13 protein-coding genes and 1 other annotated feature are annotated in these 15,778 nt (G+C 40.1%); of the genes, 10 read left to right on the top strand and 3 right to left on the bottom strand.

Features of this window, described 5'->3' with window-relative positions; genetic code table 11:
• The first annotated feature begins 5 nt into the window (after positions 1-5).
• From FFM68_RS11105 to FFM68_RS11085, 5 genes are all read left to right on the top strand, one after another.
• The gene (locus tag FFM68_RS11105) at positions 6-1,202 is read left to right on the top strand and encodes an acetate kinase (RefSeq protein ID WP_137619377.1); all 1,197 of its coding nucleotides are present in this window, start codon (positions 6-8) and stop codon (positions 1,200-1,202) included.
• 342 nt (positions 1,203-1,544) lie between these two features.
• Positions 1,545-2,111, top strand: coding sequence for an NAD(P)H-dependent oxidoreductase (locus FFM68_RS11100; protein WP_137619376.1), 567 nt, complete (start codon positions 1,545-1,547; stop codon positions 2,109-2,111).
• Between the two features lie 173 nt (positions 2,112-2,284).
• Positions 2,285-3,136, top strand: a complete 852-nt coding sequence (locus tag FFM68_RS11095; RefSeq protein ID WP_137619375.1) for a DUF368 domain-containing protein — start codon at positions 2,285-2,287, stop codon at positions 3,134-3,136.
• 316 nt (positions 3,137-3,452) lie between these two features.
• Entirely contained in the window at positions 3,453-4,892 is a 1,440-nt protein-coding gene (gene proS, locus FFM68_RS11090; protein ID WP_137619374.1) for a proline--tRNA ligase, read from the top strand.
• A 230-nt stretch (positions 4,893-5,122) separates the two neighbouring features.
• Positions 5,123-6,094 carry a D-2-hydroxyacid dehydrogenase gene (locus FFM68_RS11085; protein ID WP_137619373.1) on the top strand — a complete coding sequence of 324 codons (972 nt, stop codon included), beginning with the start codon at positions 5,123-5,125 and terminating at the stop codon, positions 6,092-6,094.
• A 79-nt stretch (positions 6,095-6,173) separates the two neighbouring features.
• Here the strand turns inward: FFM68_RS11085 and FFM68_RS11080 are convergent, their stop codons facing one another.
• The gene (locus tag FFM68_RS11080) at positions 6,174-7,109 is read right to left on the bottom strand and encodes an aldo/keto reductase (protein WP_137619372.1); all 936 of its coding nucleotides are present in this window, start codon (positions 7,107-7,109) and stop codon (positions 6,174-6,176) included.
• 176 nt (positions 7,110-7,285) lie between these two features.
• Positions 7,286-7,493: a binding site (T-box leader), on the top strand.
• A gap of 251 nt (positions 7,494-7,744) precedes the next feature.
• Between FFM68_RS11080 and hisS the strand changes: the two genes are divergently transcribed.
• The 4 genes from hisS to FFM68_RS11060 all read left to right on the top strand — a co-directional run bounded on the left by hisS (position 7,745) and on the right by FFM68_RS11060 (position 13,959).
• Complete coding sequence (gene hisS / locus FFM68_RS11075) at positions 7,745-9,043, top strand: histidine--tRNA ligase (protein WP_137619371.1); 1,299 nt, start codon at positions 7,745-7,747, stop codon at positions 9,041-9,043.
• Between the two features lie 118 nt (positions 9,044-9,161).
• A complete protein-coding gene (gene aspS / locus FFM68_RS11070) occupies positions 9,162-10,934 on the top strand; it encodes an aspartate--tRNA ligase (protein ID WP_137619370.1) in 1,773 nt (590 codons plus the stop codon).
• Between the two features lie 104 nt (positions 10,935-11,038).
• Positions 11,039-11,917, top strand: a complete 879-nt coding sequence (locus FFM68_RS11065) for a YitT family protein (RefSeq protein ID WP_167483489.1) — start codon at positions 11,039-11,041, stop codon at positions 11,915-11,917.
• A 173-nt stretch (positions 11,918-12,090) separates the two neighbouring features.
• Positions 12,091-13,959: an acyltransferase family protein gene (locus FFM68_RS11060; protein ID WP_137619369.1), complete on the top strand. Its 1,869-nt coding sequence runs from the start codon at positions 12,091-12,093 to the stop codon at positions 13,957-13,959.
• A 50-nt stretch (positions 13,960-14,009) separates the two neighbouring features.
• Here FFM68_RS11060 and FFM68_RS11055 read toward each other — a convergent pair whose 3' ends face one another.
• Both FFM68_RS11055 and FFM68_RS11050 read right to left on the bottom strand, forming a co-directional pair.
• Entirely contained in the window at positions 14,010-14,297 is a 288-nt protein-coding gene (locus FFM68_RS11055) for a GIY-YIG nuclease family protein (protein WP_137619368.1), read from the bottom strand.
• On the bottom strand, positions 14,287-15,021 hold the full coding sequence (locus tag FFM68_RS11050; protein ID WP_137608837.1) for a tRNA1(Val) (adenine(37)-N6)-methyltransferase: 735 nt from the start codon (positions 15,019-15,021) through the stop codon (positions 14,287-14,289). The genes FFM68_RS11055 and FFM68_RS11050 overlap by 11 nt, the downstream gene beginning before the upstream one ends.
• 75 nt (positions 15,022-15,096) lie before the next feature.
• Here FFM68_RS11050 and FFM68_RS11045 point away from each other — a divergent pair, with 75 nt between their 5' ends.
• Positions 15,097-15,726, top strand: coding sequence for a lysophospholipid acyltransferase family protein (locus FFM68_RS11045; RefSeq protein ID WP_137619367.1), 630 nt, complete (start codon positions 15,097-15,099; stop codon positions 15,724-15,726).
• The last annotated feature ends 52 nt before the right edge of the window (positions 15,727-15,778 follow it).

Raw genomic sequence — 15,778 nt, 5'->3', positions numbered from 1 at the left:
TTAACATGTCAAAAACAATTGCAATCAATGCCGGTAGTTCAAGTCTAAAATGGCAACTGTATCAAATGCCTGAAGAATCAGTCATTGCAAAGGGAATCGTTGAACGAATTGGTCTAAGTGATTCAATCTTTACGATCAAGTATGGCGACGGACAAAAATTCGAACAAGTTTTGGATATTAAAGATCATGAAGTAGCAGTTCAAATGTTACTAGATCAATTGATCGACTTGAAAATCATTGCGTCATTTGATGAAATCGCAGGTGTTGGCCACCGCGTAGTAGCTGGAGGCGAATACTTTAAAGATTCTGTTTTGATCGATGATGATGTCTTAGCAAAAATTGAAGAGTTAAGCGAGTTTGCACCATTGCATAATCCAGCAAATGCTATGGGGATCAAAGCATTCCGTCATATTTTACCAAATATCGTCAGCGTAGCTGTTTTTGATACTTCCTTCCATGCAACAATGCCAGCAACGAATTATTTATACAGTATTCCAAAAGAATATTATGACAAATATGCTGCTCGTAAATATGGTTTCCACGGAACAAGCCATCGCTATGTTTCTGAACGTGCCGCAGAATTATTAGGCAAACCACTTGAAGAAACAAAAATCATTACTGCTCATATCGGAAATGGCGGTTCAATCACAGCCGTTGAAGGCGGGAAATCTGTCGATACATCAATGGGCTTCACACCATTAGCCGGTCTTACAATGGGTACGCGTTCTGGTGACATCGATGCATCATTGTTACCCTACTTGATGGAAAAAACAGGCATCAAAGATATCAATGAAATGATCGATGTATTGAACAAAAAATCAGGCGTCTTAGGTCTGACTGGTATTTCAAGCGACATGCGCGACATCGAAAGCGGTGCAGAAGAAGGCAATGAAGATGCGATTTTAGCGTTAGATATTTACTGTGATCGTATCCGTAAATATATTGCACAATACATTTCAGTAATGGATGGCGTGGATGCAATTGTCTTTACCGCAGGTGTTGGTGAAAACGCAGATCCTGTTCGCCAAATGGTTCTAGAAAGAATGACTTGGTTCGGTATTGAAATCGATAAAGAAATCAATCAAAACACTCACGGAAAAGAAGCAGAAATTTCAACAGAAAATTCCCGGGTAAAAGTTTATGTGATCCCAACGGATGAAGAAGTAATGATTGCTCGTGATGTGGCACGTTTAGGAAAATAACTATAAATAATTATTTTGCTAAGTGATCGACTTAGAAGTATATTTCTTAATCTTATAGAGCGTTGAACAAAAAAGTTCAATGCTCTTTTTTGACTGTTCATCGGTCCGCGTATCATTCCTCTTATTTCTCTAGTAGAAAATTATTCTCTATCCGGCAAATTTCTGTTCTTTGTTTCTGCTCAGATAGTTATTTTATTCCGGAAGAAATTGGTAGGCAGAATTGATACCTCATTGAAAGATCATTTAACTTTATCATGTTTTTAGCGTGCTTGAAATCAAACTGAAATCGAATTGCAATGAATTAATGGTATTTTTAATAAAAAGGGGTAAGGGGAAGTTGGCATGACAACAACATTGATTATTGACCATCCGTGGAAGGGAAGCTTTAATCACGGAGTGTTGAACCATCTGATTGAAGGATTGGAACAGGATCAGAAAATCTATCAAGTGATCGACTTGAACAAAGATGGCTTTGATCCAGTGATGACGGCTGAAGAATTAGCGGTTTATCAGCGCGGTTCGGTGTTAGATCCGTTGGTTTTGCATTATATGAGTCTGTTACGGGAGACGACTCAGCTAGTTTTGATCTTTCCGATTTGGTGGTATAGTTCACCCGCAAGTTTAAAGGGCTTTCTTGATAAGGTATTGTTGAATGAATTTGCTTTCTTTGATGGCGGCAACGGTATTCAACCATTACTGGCGATCGATTCAGTCGTGGTCTTTACTACTTCAGACCAGTCGACGGAAAGTTTGGATCAGCATTGTACCCGTAGTTATAAGCATCAATTAACGACGACATTAGAAGATATTGGGTTGCGAAATATTTCGTGGCATCATTTAGGCTCGCTGAAAAATTTAAGCGAAGAAGAACGACAAGCGTATTTAACGACAGTCTATGAGAAGTTGTAAAATTGGATAACAAAAATAGGTGCCGCTTATTTTTAAGCGGCAAAAATCTAAATATAGTTGAATCTCAAAACTTTCTTTAATTTTTGACGTAAGACCTTGAGCGGGTCTTGCGTCAATTTCTTTTTATCGGTACACTGGCTAAGATATAAAAGAAAGATGAGGATTATTTTTTTATGGAAAACGAAAAGGTTACGCAGCCGAATAAAAGCGACTGGATTTTGCGCTTTATCAAAGGGATGTTCATTGGCTCAGGATTTATTTTGCCAGGGGTCAGCGGAGGGGCCTTGGCGGCGGTATTTGGTATTTATGAGCGGATCATTTCATTTTTGGCTCATATCACAAAAAACTTCAAAGAAAATGTGCGCTTTTTTATCCCTGTAGGATTAGGCGGCATCGCGGGGGTGTTTGTCCTTTCTTTTGCGGTTAGTTTTTTATTAGGGCAATTTGAAACGATTATGTTGTGGTTTTTTGTCGGCTGTATTATCGGTACAGTGCCGGCACTGTGGAAAGAAGCTGGGAAAAAAGGTCGCACAACAAAAGATTATGTTATTTTAGCTATCAGCTTTGTCGTTGGTTTTTGGTTCTTGTGGCAAGGTTCAAGTTTATTTGGTCACGTAGATCAAAACTTTGTCACGTGGATGATCGCTGGTGCATTGATCGGGTTGGGTTTGATCGTGCCGGGGCTTAGTCCTTCAAACTTTTTAGTTTATATGGGCATGTACAAAGCGATGGCAGATGGCTTTAAAACAATTGATATGGGTGTGATCATTCCGATTGGAATCGGCGGATTAGTCACTGTTTTGAGTTTATCAAAAGTAATGGACTGGGTATTCAGTCGTTTTTATACAGCAATGTATCATTTTATTTTAGGAATTGTTTTTGCGTCAACAGTGATGATCATCCCAACGGATTATAGCGGAATCGGCTTCCTTGGTTTCGTTGGTTGTGCGATTTTATGTGTATTAGGTGCAGCGCTTGGCTGGTGGATGAGTCGTTTGGAAGAACGGTATGTTCCAGAAGATTAAAAAATAATTTGAAATTTAAGCTTGCAATTTTGATGAGAAGTCTTTAAGATGATGGTAAGCATTTGGAATAGTAATAAATTTTATCGGCAGCAGAGAGTTGATTCACCGGCTGAAAGATCAACGTGCCCACTGAGATTTATGAACCTACCAGAGAAGATTGATGCGAAAGCAGCACGCGACTCTAGCGTTATTAGAGCTGAAAGTTGGGTCAATAAGATTTGACCAAGCAAGGTGGTACCGCGAAATTATCCGTTTCGTCCTTACAGTTGTAGGGATGGAACGGTTTTTTTATTTTTATTTTTAGGAGGATGCATGAATGACAAACTTACAAAAAGAAGATTTTTCAAAATGGTATTTACAAACGATTCAAAAAGCTGACTTGATGGATTATTCACCTGTTCGCGGTTGTATCATTTTTAAAGCTGACGGCTATGAACTTTGGGAACATATTCAAGAAGATTTCAACAAATGGTTGCGAACACAAGATATCCGCAATGTCTACTTCCCAATGCTGATTCCTAAACATTTCCTAGAAAAAGAAGAAGAACACGTAGAAGGTTTTGCACCAGAATTGCCTTGGTTGACTAAAGTTGGGGATGAAGAATTAGAAGAGCCTTATGCATTACGGCCAACATCCGAAACATTGATCGGCGATGCTTTTTCTAACTGGATCAATTCTTACCGTGATCTTCCTTATGAAATCAACCAATGGGCAAATGTTTTCCGTTGGGAGAAAAAAACAATGCCATTTTTACGAACTTCTGAGTTCTTATGGCAAGAAGGGCATACTGCCCATGATTCTGAAGAAGCCGCTCGTGTACGGACGATGAGCGCTTTAGAAGCTTATGCTGATCTAATTGAAAATACATTGGCAATCCCTGTTTATCGCGGACAGAAAACGCCGTCTGAACGTTTTGCTGGTGCGGTAGATACGTATTCTGTCGAGGCAATGATGCGTGACGGAAAAGCCGTCCAAGCAGGAACGTCTCATTACCTTGGTCAAAACTTTGCAGAAGCGTTTGATATTAAATTCTTGAATCGCAACAATGAACATGAATATGCATATACAACATCTTGGGGAATCTCAACTCGTTTGATTGGTTCATTGATCATGGTTCATGGCGACGAACAAGGATTGGTTTTACCGCCAAAAGTTGCACCAACGCAAGTAATCTTAATTCCAGTTGGCCCTTGGCAAAAACAACCAGCTATTTTGGATCGTTTGCATGAACTGAAAGCAGCATTAGTTGAGAAAGGTTTACGCGTTCGAATCGATGAAACAGACAACACACCAGGTTTCAAATTTAACGAATGGGAATTAAAAGGGGCACCGTTACGAGTTGAATTTGGCCCGCGTGATTTGAAAAACAATCAAGCTGTTATCAAAATGCGTGATCTAGAAGACAAAGAATCTGTTTCATTAGAAGGCATTGAAGAGTACATCGTCGAACAATTAGATATCATGCAAACGCGTTTATTCGAAAGCGCACAAAAACGCTACGGTGAAAATGAACATACGGATATCGATACGTTAGATGAATTAAAAGCTCATATCGAACAAGCCAAAGAATCAGGTGAAACACCAGGGTTCGTTTTAATTGGTTGGGATGGTACGGAAGAAACCGAAGCTAAGATCAAAGAAGAAACTGGCTTTACAACTAGAAATATTCCGTTTAACCCGCCTGTTGAAAAAACGGTCGATATCGTTAGCGGGAAGCCAGCGAAATATACGGTTTGGATCGCACGCGCGTATTAATTTGAGGAAGTCCGCACAGCATCGCCAATTTATCAAAAATTTTTTGCAATTACTGTTTTATCAATCAGCCACCAGTAAGCAGAACGGTCGGGAATTTGGTTTCCTAGGTTGATCTGTGCGGTTATATTCTTAGAGTTTGAGAAGGTCAATCAAATTTGATTGATCATCTCAGACTTGTTTTTTTTTGAAAAAGATTGGTAGAATAGTCATAGGATGTGAGGGGGATTTCAATGAAAATCGTTGTACTAGATGGCTATGCGTTAAATCCGGGTGATCTGACTTGGAAAGCTTTTGAAAAATTTGGAGAAATAGAGACCTATGATCGCACGTCGTATACGAATAAACAAGAAATCATTGAACGAATCGGTCAAGCCGAGGTGATCTTGACGAATAAAACACCGATTGATGAAGTAGTATTGCAAGCTGTGCCGCAAGTAAAATACATCGGAGTGTTAGCAACTGGCTACAATGTAGTAGACCTTGCCGCAGCGAGCAGACGAGGAATCTTAGTCACAAATATTCCGTCATACGGAACGGCTGCTGTGGCACAATTTACATTTGCGCTATTATTGGAAATTGCTAACCAAGTGGGGCTGCACAGTATGTCCGTTCATCAAGGAGCATGGCAAAACAGCCAAGATTTTACGTATTGGAAAACGCCGTTGATGGAGTTGCAAGGAAAAACAATCGGCTTGATTGGTTATGGCGAAATTGCCCAGGCAACGGCTAAGATTGCTCATGCATTCAATCTGAAAGTCATCTACTGGAACCACCGTCCCAAACAAGCGCAAGCAGTCTGGGCAAAGCAGGTCACATTAAACGAATTGTATCAACAAGCTGACATCATTAGTTTGCACGTTCCACAAACAGCTGAAACAACGAAAATGATCGATCAGGCGGCAATCCAGCAGATGAAAACTGGTGTGATCTTATTGAATACCGCTCGGGGTGGTTTGCTAGATGAAGTCGCGGTAGCAGCAGCTTTAAACAAAGAAAAAATTTATGCGGCGGGAGTCGATGTAGTTTCGAAAGAACCCATGAGTAAAGAAAATCCGTTACTACACGCTAAAAATTGTTTCATTACACCGCATATCGCCTGGGCTCCTGTGGAAACACGACAACGGCTGATGGAAATTGCCGTAGACAATCTGCGTGCTTTTTTAGCCGGTGAAGAAAAAAATTGTGTAAATCAAAAATTGTAGCAGATTTTTTATAAAAAACCTGTGATCGCTTGTCCCTCAAAAGTTTGACTTTTAAGGGTGCAATGATCACAGGTTTCTTCTATTTAAATAGTTGATCGATCTTGTCAAAATCTGCAGCAGTTAGTTGGATATCCACCGCTTTAGCATTTGTCGCTACTTGGTCAGGACGTTTTGCACCAGGGATTACTACATCGATTTGTGGATGTTTTAAATACCAAGCCAAAACTAATTGTGTAACGGTCGCATCGTAGTCTTTTGCGAGTGGTTTCAATTGGTCCACTTTAGTAATGATTTCTTTAAAGCGTGGGCCTTTAAAATCTGGATTTTTGCTACGAAGGTCACTTGCAGCAAAGTGAGTTTCTTCACTGTATTTTCCAGTCAATAGACCAGAGTCCAGTGGATAATATGGAACGAAACTGATTTTATTTGCTTTTAAATAAGGAAACAGATCTTTTTCGTGTTCGCGGTGGATCAAACTGAACCGATCTTCCACAATATCGACATAGCCGTCTTGATTGGCTTCTTTTAATTGTGCTAATGAAAAATTTGAAACGCCGATCGCACGGATCTTGCCTGCTTCTTTTAATTTGTGTAGTGCGGCGACTGCTTCGTTTTTAGGTGTCGTTTCATCTGGAAAATGGATATAGAAAATATCGATATAATCTGTTTGCAGTCTTTGCAACGCTGCTTCAACAGCGTTTTGGAGAAATTCGGGCGAGTTATTGAATTTTCCATCTTGTTGCAGATCGTGAGCTGCTTTGGTCGCTATAATTACTCGAGAACGATCAAATGCTTCTTCTTGCAAGACCTCGCCGATCAATTCTTCTGAGCGACCGTGACCATAAGAAAAAGCAGTGTCTAATAAGGTGATCCCATTGTTAAGGGCAGTCCGAATCACGTCTTTTCCCATAGTTTCAGATAGATCTGGATAGAGATTGTGTCCGCCTACAGCATTTGTTCCTAAACCCAAAGAACTTGCATAAACTTGTGATTTTCCAATTTGAACATCTGTCATTTATTATTCGCTCCCCTGTGTTTATTCGCTTCCTTAACGAAGCGGTCTTTCTAATTTAGTCTAAAATAAACGGTTAAAAAAAGCGAATATTCTTGCTCCTTTTTAATTTATGATAGGAAAACCGCTTGACTTTCAGACCTTTTTTTAGTAGCTTAGTAAGAGGTAAAAACATCAATGAAATATCTATGAAGGAACTAGTAAATTACGAAAAAACGTACAGAAAAAATTGCCTCGGCTGAAAGCAATTTCGTAAAGAGTAATTGAAAGACAGTCTGGAGATGAGCGCGTGCAAAGCCGCTCCGTTACGCAAGCGTTAATTGCTAAAGAAAAAGAGTGAGACTCTTTTTAAAAATAGGTGGTACCGCGATGATTTTCGCCCTTGTTCAATTCGAACAAGGGCTTTTTTTCGGTTTTGTAGTGTAGAAGATCGTAAGCTATTCATCTTAGATAGAATTACTTGCGCTATTAACGGAATGATCTGCGTGGGAAGGAACCGCCAGTTTTTAGTTTTGGAAAAATGATGACTGCAACGATGAGTGAGCTGTTGATCGTACTTTTTGTATCAAACGAGATCGATTTAGTAGAATAGATTTTATGATGAGTCAAATACATAAAAATGAAAAAGGAGATAAACCATGAGTTATCAGCGACCAAAAGGGACCAATGATATTTTACCAGGAGAAAGTGAAAAGTGGCAGTTTGTCGAAGAGACGGCACGTTTAGTATTTAATGATTACCAATATCAAGAGATCCGCACGCCGATTTTTGAACATTATGAAGTGATAGCTCGCAGTGTAGGAGATACGACGGATATCGTATCAAAAGAAATGTACGATTTTTATGACAAAGGGGAACGTCATGTGACTCTTCGTCCTGAAGGTACGGCACCGATTGTTCGAGCATATGTAGAAAATAAATTATATGGTCCGGAATTTAGAAAACCTTACAAAGTTTATTACACTGGTCCGATGTTTCGTTATGAACGTCCGCAAAAAGGACGGCTGCGTCAATTTCATCAAATCGGAGTTGAAGCTTTTGGCAGCGAAAATCCTAGTCTAGATGTCGAAGTGATGGCAATGGCGATGGATTTCTTCAAACAGTTGGGAATCAGCCAATTGCGGTTAGTAATCAATTCATTAGGCGACAAAGAAACACGGATAAATTATCGTGAAGCATTGATCACGTATCTTGAAGCGCACGAAGAAGCGTTGAGCGAAGATTCACGCCGTCGTTTACATGAAAATCCATTGCGGGTATTAGACAGTAAAGATCGCAAGGATCAGCCAATCGTCGCGAATGCACCAAGTATTTTGGACTATTTAAGCGATTATGCGAAAACATATTTTGAAGGTGTCACAAAAACATTGGAATATTTAGCTATTCCTTATGAAATCGATCATCGTATGGTTCGCGGATTAGATTACTATAATCATACGATTTTTGAAATCATGAGCGACGCACCGGGAATGGGCGCACAAACGACTATTTGCGGCGGTGGACGTTATGATGGATTGGTTGAAGAGCTTGGCGGTCCTGAAACACCAGGTATCGGTTTTGCGATGGGGATCGAACGAATTCTTTTAACATTAGAACAAGAAGATGTAATGATCCCAAGTGCTGCTAGCTTGGATGCTTATGTGGTTGGTCTTGGCGAGAGCACGAATCTAGAAACATTGAAAGTCGTTCAAACGATTCGTGGCTTCGGTTTCTCTGCTGATCGCGATTTCATGGGAAGAAAAGCCAAAGCCCAATTCAAAACGGCTGATAAAGAAAATGCGAAATTAGTTTTAACTTTAGGCGAAGAAGAATTGACCAAAGGTGTGATCAATGTCAAAGACTCAGCGACTCGCGAAGAGAAAACTTTTTCTTTGGCAGAAGTATACGAAGACTTTGCGGCAATCTATGACAAAATGACGGCACCAAAATTCGACTAATGATCAAATGAGACGTAAATGATTTTGTCTCATTCAAACAGTAATACACGGGATAAAAATTCTTCTGTTTTTTCTTGAAAAAATAGAAATATTCACAAAAGATGAAGGAGTGGGAAAAATGGCTAGACGTACAGTCTACTGCGGACGTGTGTCCGATAAATATTTAGATCAAAAAGTAACATTAAAAGGATGGGTTCAAAAACGTCGTGACTTAGGCGGATTGATTTTTATCGATCTACGTGACCGTGAAGGCGTGGTACAAGTGGTCTTCAATCCGGCTGAATCAAAAGAAGCTTGGGAAATCGCGGATCAATGTCGCAGTGAATTTGTTGTTGAAATCACAGGAACGGTCATTCGTCGTGATGCAGGTTCTGTGAACAAAAAAATGGCAACCGGTGATTTCGAAGTCAAGGGAGAAGCTATCACGATTCTGAACAGCGCCAAAACACCGCCGTTTTCAATTGAAGATGAACAAAATATCAGCGACGAAGTTCGTTTGAAATATCGTTATATGGACTTGCGTCGTCCAAAAATGACACAAAATCTAATGATGCGTCACCGTTTGACACAATCTGTTCGTCGTTTCTTAGATGGCAATGATTTCTTAGATATTGAAACACCTTACTTAGCAAAATCTACGCCAGAAGGTGCCCGTGATTATTTAGTACCCTCACGTGTCCATGCCGGTCATTTTTACGCATTGCCGCAATCACCGCAAATTTTGAAACAGTTATTGATGACAGCTGGCTTTGACCGCTATTATCAAATCGTTCGTTGTTTCCGTGATGAAGATTTACGTGGAGACCGTCAACCAGAATTTACTCAAATTGATATTGAAACAAGCTTTTTAACCGCTGAAGAAATCCAAGAATATACAGAAGCGATGATCGCACAAGTTATGAAAGATGTTCGCGGCGTAGAAGTGACATTGCCGTTTCCACGGATCACTTGGGATGAAGCGATGGAACGTTACGGTTCAGACAAACCGGATACTCGTTTTGAGATGGAACTGATCGATGTAACAGAAATTGCTGCAGCGACTGAATTTAAAGTCTTCCGCATGGCATCTGATAATGGCGGTGTCGTAAAAGCGTTGAATGCAAAAGACGCAGCCGACAAATATTCACGTAAAGAATTGGATCGTTTGGGCCAATTTGTCGGACAATTCGGTGCAAAAGGATTGGCTTGGATTAAAGTCGATGAAAATGGCGAATTAACTGGACCAATCGCGAAATTTATGGGCGGTGTCAGTGAAGAATTGAAACAAGCAACAAATGCTGAAGCAGGCGATGTGTTGATGTTCGCTGCGGATCAATTTTTAACAGCCGTAACTGCGTTAGGCGCAGTTCGTTCAAAAGTCGGAAAAGAACTTGGTTTGATCGATGAAGATTGCTTTGACTATTTGTGGGTCGTAGATTGGCCACAATTTGAATTTGATCAAGAATTAGGCCGCTATGTTTCTGCACACCATCCATTTACAATGCCGATGGAAAAAGATATCCCTAACTTGAAGGATCATCCAGAAAAAGTTTACGCGCAAGCGTATGATATCGTCTTGAACGGTTATGAATTGGGTGGTGGTTCACTACGTATCAATACACGTGAATTGCAAGAACAAGTCTTTGAAACACTAGGTTTCACTCGTGAAAGTGCCAATGAACAATTTGGTTTCTTATTAGAAGCATTGGATTATGGATTCCCTCCAATCGGCGGGATCGCTCTTGGGCTAGATCGTTTTGCGATGTTGCTAGCAGGTGAAGACAATATTCGTGAAGTGATTGCCTTTCCTAAAAACGGAAAAGCTGCTGATCCAATGTCAGATGCACCAAGTACAGTTTCTCCATTGCAACTTTACGAATTGAGCATCGACGTTACGAAAGTAGAAGAATAAGAAAACACTAAGATAAGCGCCTTCCTTTGTGGCAGGTGCTTTCTTTTTTTCTTAGGAATACGTATAATGTGAGTGAAATTTTGAAATGAGGCGAGAATAACATGATGAAAAAGAAGATAGAAGGCTGGCCGCACCATGATTATGCCACCCGATTATCTGTCGCAGTTGTTTATGCATTTTTAGCGGCGATTGCCGTGAACTTTTTTTACCAGCCAGGTCATATCTATTCCAGCGGAGCCACTGGATTTGCCCAAATCTTGACCACTTTATCGCATCGAGTCATCGGTTTTACCGTACCGGTATCTGTGACGCTCTTTTTGATCAATGTGCCGCTTTTTTTCTTAGCTTGGTTCAAGATTGGTCATAAGTTTACGATCTTCACTTTCATCACTGTTTTTTTAACATCGTTTTTCATTCATATCATTCCAGAGACGACGTTGACGAGCGATCCAATCATCTGCGCAATTTTTGGCGGAGCGATCATGGGAGTCGGCATCGGATTTGCGTTAAAAAATGGTTTGTCTTCTGGCGGACTCGATATTTTGAGTATCACGATCCGCAAACGAACGGGAAAATCTGTCGGTTCTATCTCGATTATTTTTAATGTACTAATCATGTTGATGGCAGGAATTTTATTCAGTTGGCAATACATGTTTTACTCTGCTTTAGCAATCTTCATGAGCGGAAAATTGACGGATGCTCTTTATACGAAACAACGGAAGATGCAAGTCATGATCGTGACAAAATGTCCGGAACGCGTGATCAATGGTATCCAAGATCAGATGCGCCGCGGGATCACCATTATCAATGAAGCAGAAGGTGCGTATAAACATGACAAACAAACCGTTTTATTTACTGTTGTGACTCGTTTTGAATTGCCTTTACTAGAATCAATTATGCGGGAAAATGATCCAGATGCGTTTGTCAGCATTTCAGAAAATGTGCGGATCATGGGCCGTTTTTATGAAGAATCAATGGATTAAAGTTGGGAAAATGATCCCAGCTTTTTTCTTTAAGGCAAGATTGGTCTGAATCGACCGATAGAGGCATTTGAATTTTTTAGGAAATCCTTTTTTTATGAAGAAATTGTTGCAGTTTATTAGATTTATACGTATAGTTAGTTTGATATTCTATAGTAAAGTTGGAAAAGGAAAATATGGGAAAAAGACTAAAGCATAGCCGTTATATTACAGGTTTTGACGGCATCCGTTCATTGGCTGTAATCGGCGTCATTTTATATCATTTAATGCCTGCTCAAATGCGTGGCGGATACTTAGGAGTCACTGTTTTTTTTGTAGTTTCAGGTTATTTGATCACCGATTTGCTGCTGCAGGAATGGAATCAGACGAAGCGTATCGATATAAAACAATTTTATTATCGACGAATGAAACGATTGTATCCGGCATTGGTTACGATGTTGATCGGATCTGCTGCTTATATCACTTTGTTTCAGCGAAATCTTTTGAATAATTTAAGAGGCAACGTTGTCAGCAGCCTGCTCTATGTCAACAACTGGTGGCAGATCAATCATGGGATGTCATACTTTGACCGTTTTTCTAGCGAGTCGCCGTTTACACATATTTGGTCGCTGGCGGTCGAAACACAAAATTATTTAATCTGGCCAATCATTTTTGTTTTACTGATCAAGTTGGTAAAAAATAAAGGAAAAATATTTCTGGGGATCATGGCAGCCGCTTTGCTATCTGCTATTTTGATGGCCGTTTTATATGTTCCCGGACAAGACCCGACGCGTGTATATTATGGGACCGATACTCGGTTGTTTTCTATTTTGTTGGGCGGAGCCTTAGCCTTTATTTGGCCAAGTACTCGCTTGAAAGCACAAATTCCAGTACAAGCAAAGCAAGTATTAAACGGTATTGGGTTAGGGGCGTTGATCTTATTGATCTTAGCTTTAATATTTTTACGCAACGATTTATCTTTTGTGTATTATGGCGGGATCTTTTTAGTAAGTTTGTTAAGTGTCTTGCTGGTTGCTATCACAGCACATCCTGGCGCAAGTTTGAATCGTTGGCTGACAAATCCGGTCTTTGCATGGATCGGTAAACGTAGTTACGGTATTTATTTGTATCAATTTCCGGTGATGATTTTTTATGAAGCCAAAATAAATGTAGCCGATCACACGATGCTTCACACAATTATGGAAATTATTTTAATTTTGTTTGTCACGGAGCTTTCTTACCGTTATGTGGAAAAACCGTTGCGGACATTCGATTATCGTCAAACCTTTGCTACCTTGAAGACAACTTTTTGGGCACCGCTCAAAAGCCGCAGAAAGATTGGTTTTATCTTTTCTAGTCTGTTCACCTTGATCGCGTTGATTGGGATTATCATTGCGCCGACGAACAAAGTAGATGCAGAACAGCAAGCGTTGCAGCAACAAATTGAACAAAATAAAAAAGCTGCAGAGAAAACGGAGAGTTCAACGGCTAGCGATTCGGCTGAAACAGAGCAGACGACTGACAGTTCTCAAAAACCGCTAACCTTAGGTGAAAAATATCACCTTAACAACCGTGAAGTGACGAAAGCGAAAAAACTGAAAGTTACAGCTTTTGGCGATTCTGTTTTGTTAGCAGGTTCTAAGGGACTGACAGAGATTTTTCCGAAAATGATAGTTGACGGTGAAGTTGGTCGACAATTAAAAGATAGTCCAGCATTGTTGCAAGCATTGAAAGATAAAGGCGAACTGAATGATACGATCTTATTGAGTCTGGGGACGAACGGTCCATTTAGTCAAGATGATTTTGTACAGATTATGAATGTACTCGGAAACAAGCATCAAGTTTTTGTTATCAATACACATGTACCGACTCGCCGCTGGCAAAATGATGTCAACACTACATTGGCAGCCGCAGCGGAGCAATATAAAAATGTCCATCTCATCGACTGGTATGGTTTCAGTAATGATCATATTGATTGGTTTTACGACGATCAAGTCCATCCTAACGAGGTTGGTTCTGTTCAATATTGTCACTTGATCGCAAAAGAAATACTTAAAGGACAATAACAGCGAAAAAAACTGCTGATTTCTTGCATTGAACAAGAAATCAGCAGTTTTTAGATATTTTTCGAAAAAACATTTTTGTTTTGGTTAGATTGTAAGTAGTTTTCTTTTTGTTTCCGGGATAATTTTTTAAAAGCAGCTTCGGCTTTTAATGCCTCACTGCGAGTAGCAAAGCGTTCCGCGTGAATCATTTGAAGCGGCCGGCGGCTTTGCGGATGGGTATATTTTGCACCTGTGCCAGCGTTGTGTTGTGCCAGCCGTCTAGTTGCATCCGTCGTATAACCACCGTAAAAACTATGATCTTTACATAATAAAACATAAAAGAAATGATCAGTTGCCATAAAGCATCTCCTGTAAAGCGGCAGAGTAGTTGCCAGATTCATCATAAGTATATAATGGAGGAAGAAAACGCAGTCCTTCATTTTTACCGTCTTTGATCCCTTCAATCAGTAAGACGTTGGCTTCTTTTCCTGGTTTAGGATAAACAAATTGGATTCGTTTTGGTGCAATGCGATGCGCACGCAAACAATCGATGATCTCTAAAAAACGGTCTGGACGATGGACCAGCGCAAAACGGCCATTCATTTTTAATAATTTGGCAGCTACACTGACAACATCTTCTAATGTCGCATGGATTTCATGACGCGCGATCGCCAGATGCGGATTGGGATTTTTTTGGCTCGTGGGTAATTCCTTAAAATAAGGTGGGTTGCAGACGACAAGATCTGCCGAATCAGCTCGGACGACTTCAAAAGAATTTTTTAAATCTAGCTCATGCATCGTGAGCTGATCTTCTAAATGATTCAGCTGAATACTGCGCTTGCCCATATCTGCTAGTCGCGGCTGTAATTCGATTTGTTCGATTGCAGCAGAGGTCTTACGACTTAAAAAAAGACCGACCGCGCCATTGCCGGCACAAAGATCGATGATTTTGCCGCGTTTTGGAACTCGCGGAAAGTTTGCTAATAAAACCGCATCAATAGAAAAAGAAAAGACTTCTGAGCTTTGGATGATCTGGATATCCTCAGCATAAAGTTGATCGATTCGTTCACCTTTTCTTAACAATTTCTTTTGCCCCCTTAAAAAAATCATACCGTTGTATTATACTACGTTTAGTTAGGTAACTGAAAGGAAGAAAAAATGTTTTTTAAATTTATCCGCGCCATCGTCCGTGTTCTTTTAGCGGTTATCAATGGCAATGCTCATTATCAAAATCAAGAAAAACTGCCGAAAGGAAATTATATTCTCGTTGCCCCGCATCGAACTTGGTGGGATCCATTTTATATTGCGTTAGGGGCGGCACCTAAACAGTTTAGTTTTTTAGCGAAAGCAGAATTGTTCAAAAATCCGATACTGCGTTTTATCTTAGTCCATCTGAACGCTTTTCCAGTGGATCGAGACAAACCAGGACCAAGTGTAGTGAAACGTCCGGTCAAAGTATTGAAGGAATCTGATAAAAGTTTGATTATGTTTCCAAGCGGGACACGCCACTCGTCAGAATTAAAAGGCGGGATGACGTTGATTTCACGTTTATCAAAAAAACCGATCGTGCCTTCAGTTTATCAAGGGCCAACTAAATTTTCAGATTTGTTCAAACGAACACCTGTAGTTATCCGTTTCGGTGACCCCATCGATATTTCGGATATCAAAAAAATGGACAAAGACGGTTTGGCAGAAGTTGAAAAGCGGGTCCAAACAGCTTTTGATCAATTGGACCGTGAGATTGATCCAAATTACAAATACATCGCGAAAGAAAAAAACACTGATTGATTCAGTGTTTTTTCTTTTTGAGGATAGTTTTCGGTCCGGTTTATCAGTTAAA

Source organism: Enterococcus xiangfangensis (assembly GCF_005405365.1).
In the GTDB taxonomy this organism is placed as follows: Bacteria; Bacillota; Bacilli; order Lactobacillales; family Enterococcaceae; genus Enterococcus_A; species Enterococcus_A xiangfangensis.
Note: the sequence above shows the minus strand (reverse complement) of the source record. Positions and strands in the feature narration are given on the sequence as shown.

Coding starts and splice junctions, on each gene's coding strand:
- FFM68_RS11105 (WP_137619377.1), top strand. CDS start 6: ATGTCAAAAACAATTGCAATCAATGCCGGTAGTTCAAGTCTAAAATGG.
- FFM68_RS11100 (WP_137619376.1), top strand. CDS start 1,545: ATGACAACAACATTGATTATTGACCATCCGTGGAAGGGAAGCTTTAAT.
- FFM68_RS11095 (WP_137619375.1), top strand. CDS start 2,285: ATGGAAAACGAAAAGGTTACGCAGCCGAATAAAAGCGACTGGATTTTG.
- proS (WP_137619374.1), top strand. CDS start 3,453: ATGACAAACTTACAAAAAGAAGATTTTTCAAAATGGTATTTACAAACG.
- FFM68_RS11085 (WP_137619373.1), top strand. CDS start 5,123: ATGAAAATCGTTGTACTAGATGGCTATGCGTTAAATCCGGGTGATCTG.
- FFM68_RS11080 (WP_137619372.1), bottom strand. CDS start 7,109: ATGACAGATGTTCAAATTGGAAAATCACAAGTTTATGCAAGTTCTTTG.
- hisS (WP_137619371.1), top strand. CDS start 7,745: ATGAGTTATCAGCGACCAAAAGGGACCAATGATATTTTACCAGGAGAA.
- aspS (WP_137619370.1), top strand. CDS start 9,162: ATGGCTAGACGTACAGTCTACTGCGGACGTGTGTCCGATAAATATTTA.
- FFM68_RS11065 (WP_167483489.1), top strand. CDS start 11,039: ATGAAAAAGAAGATAGAAGGCTGGCCGCACCATGATTATGCCACCCGA.
- FFM68_RS11060 (WP_137619369.1), top strand. CDS start 12,091: ATGGGAAAAAGACTAAAGCATAGCCGTTATATTACAGGTTTTGACGGC.
- FFM68_RS11055 (WP_137619368.1), bottom strand. CDS start 14,297: ATGGCAACTGATCATTTCTTTTATGTTTTATTATGTAAAGATCATAGT.
- FFM68_RS11045 (WP_137619367.1), top strand. CDS start 15,097: ATGTTTTTTAAATTTATCCGCGCCATCGTCCGTGTTCTTTTAGCGGTT.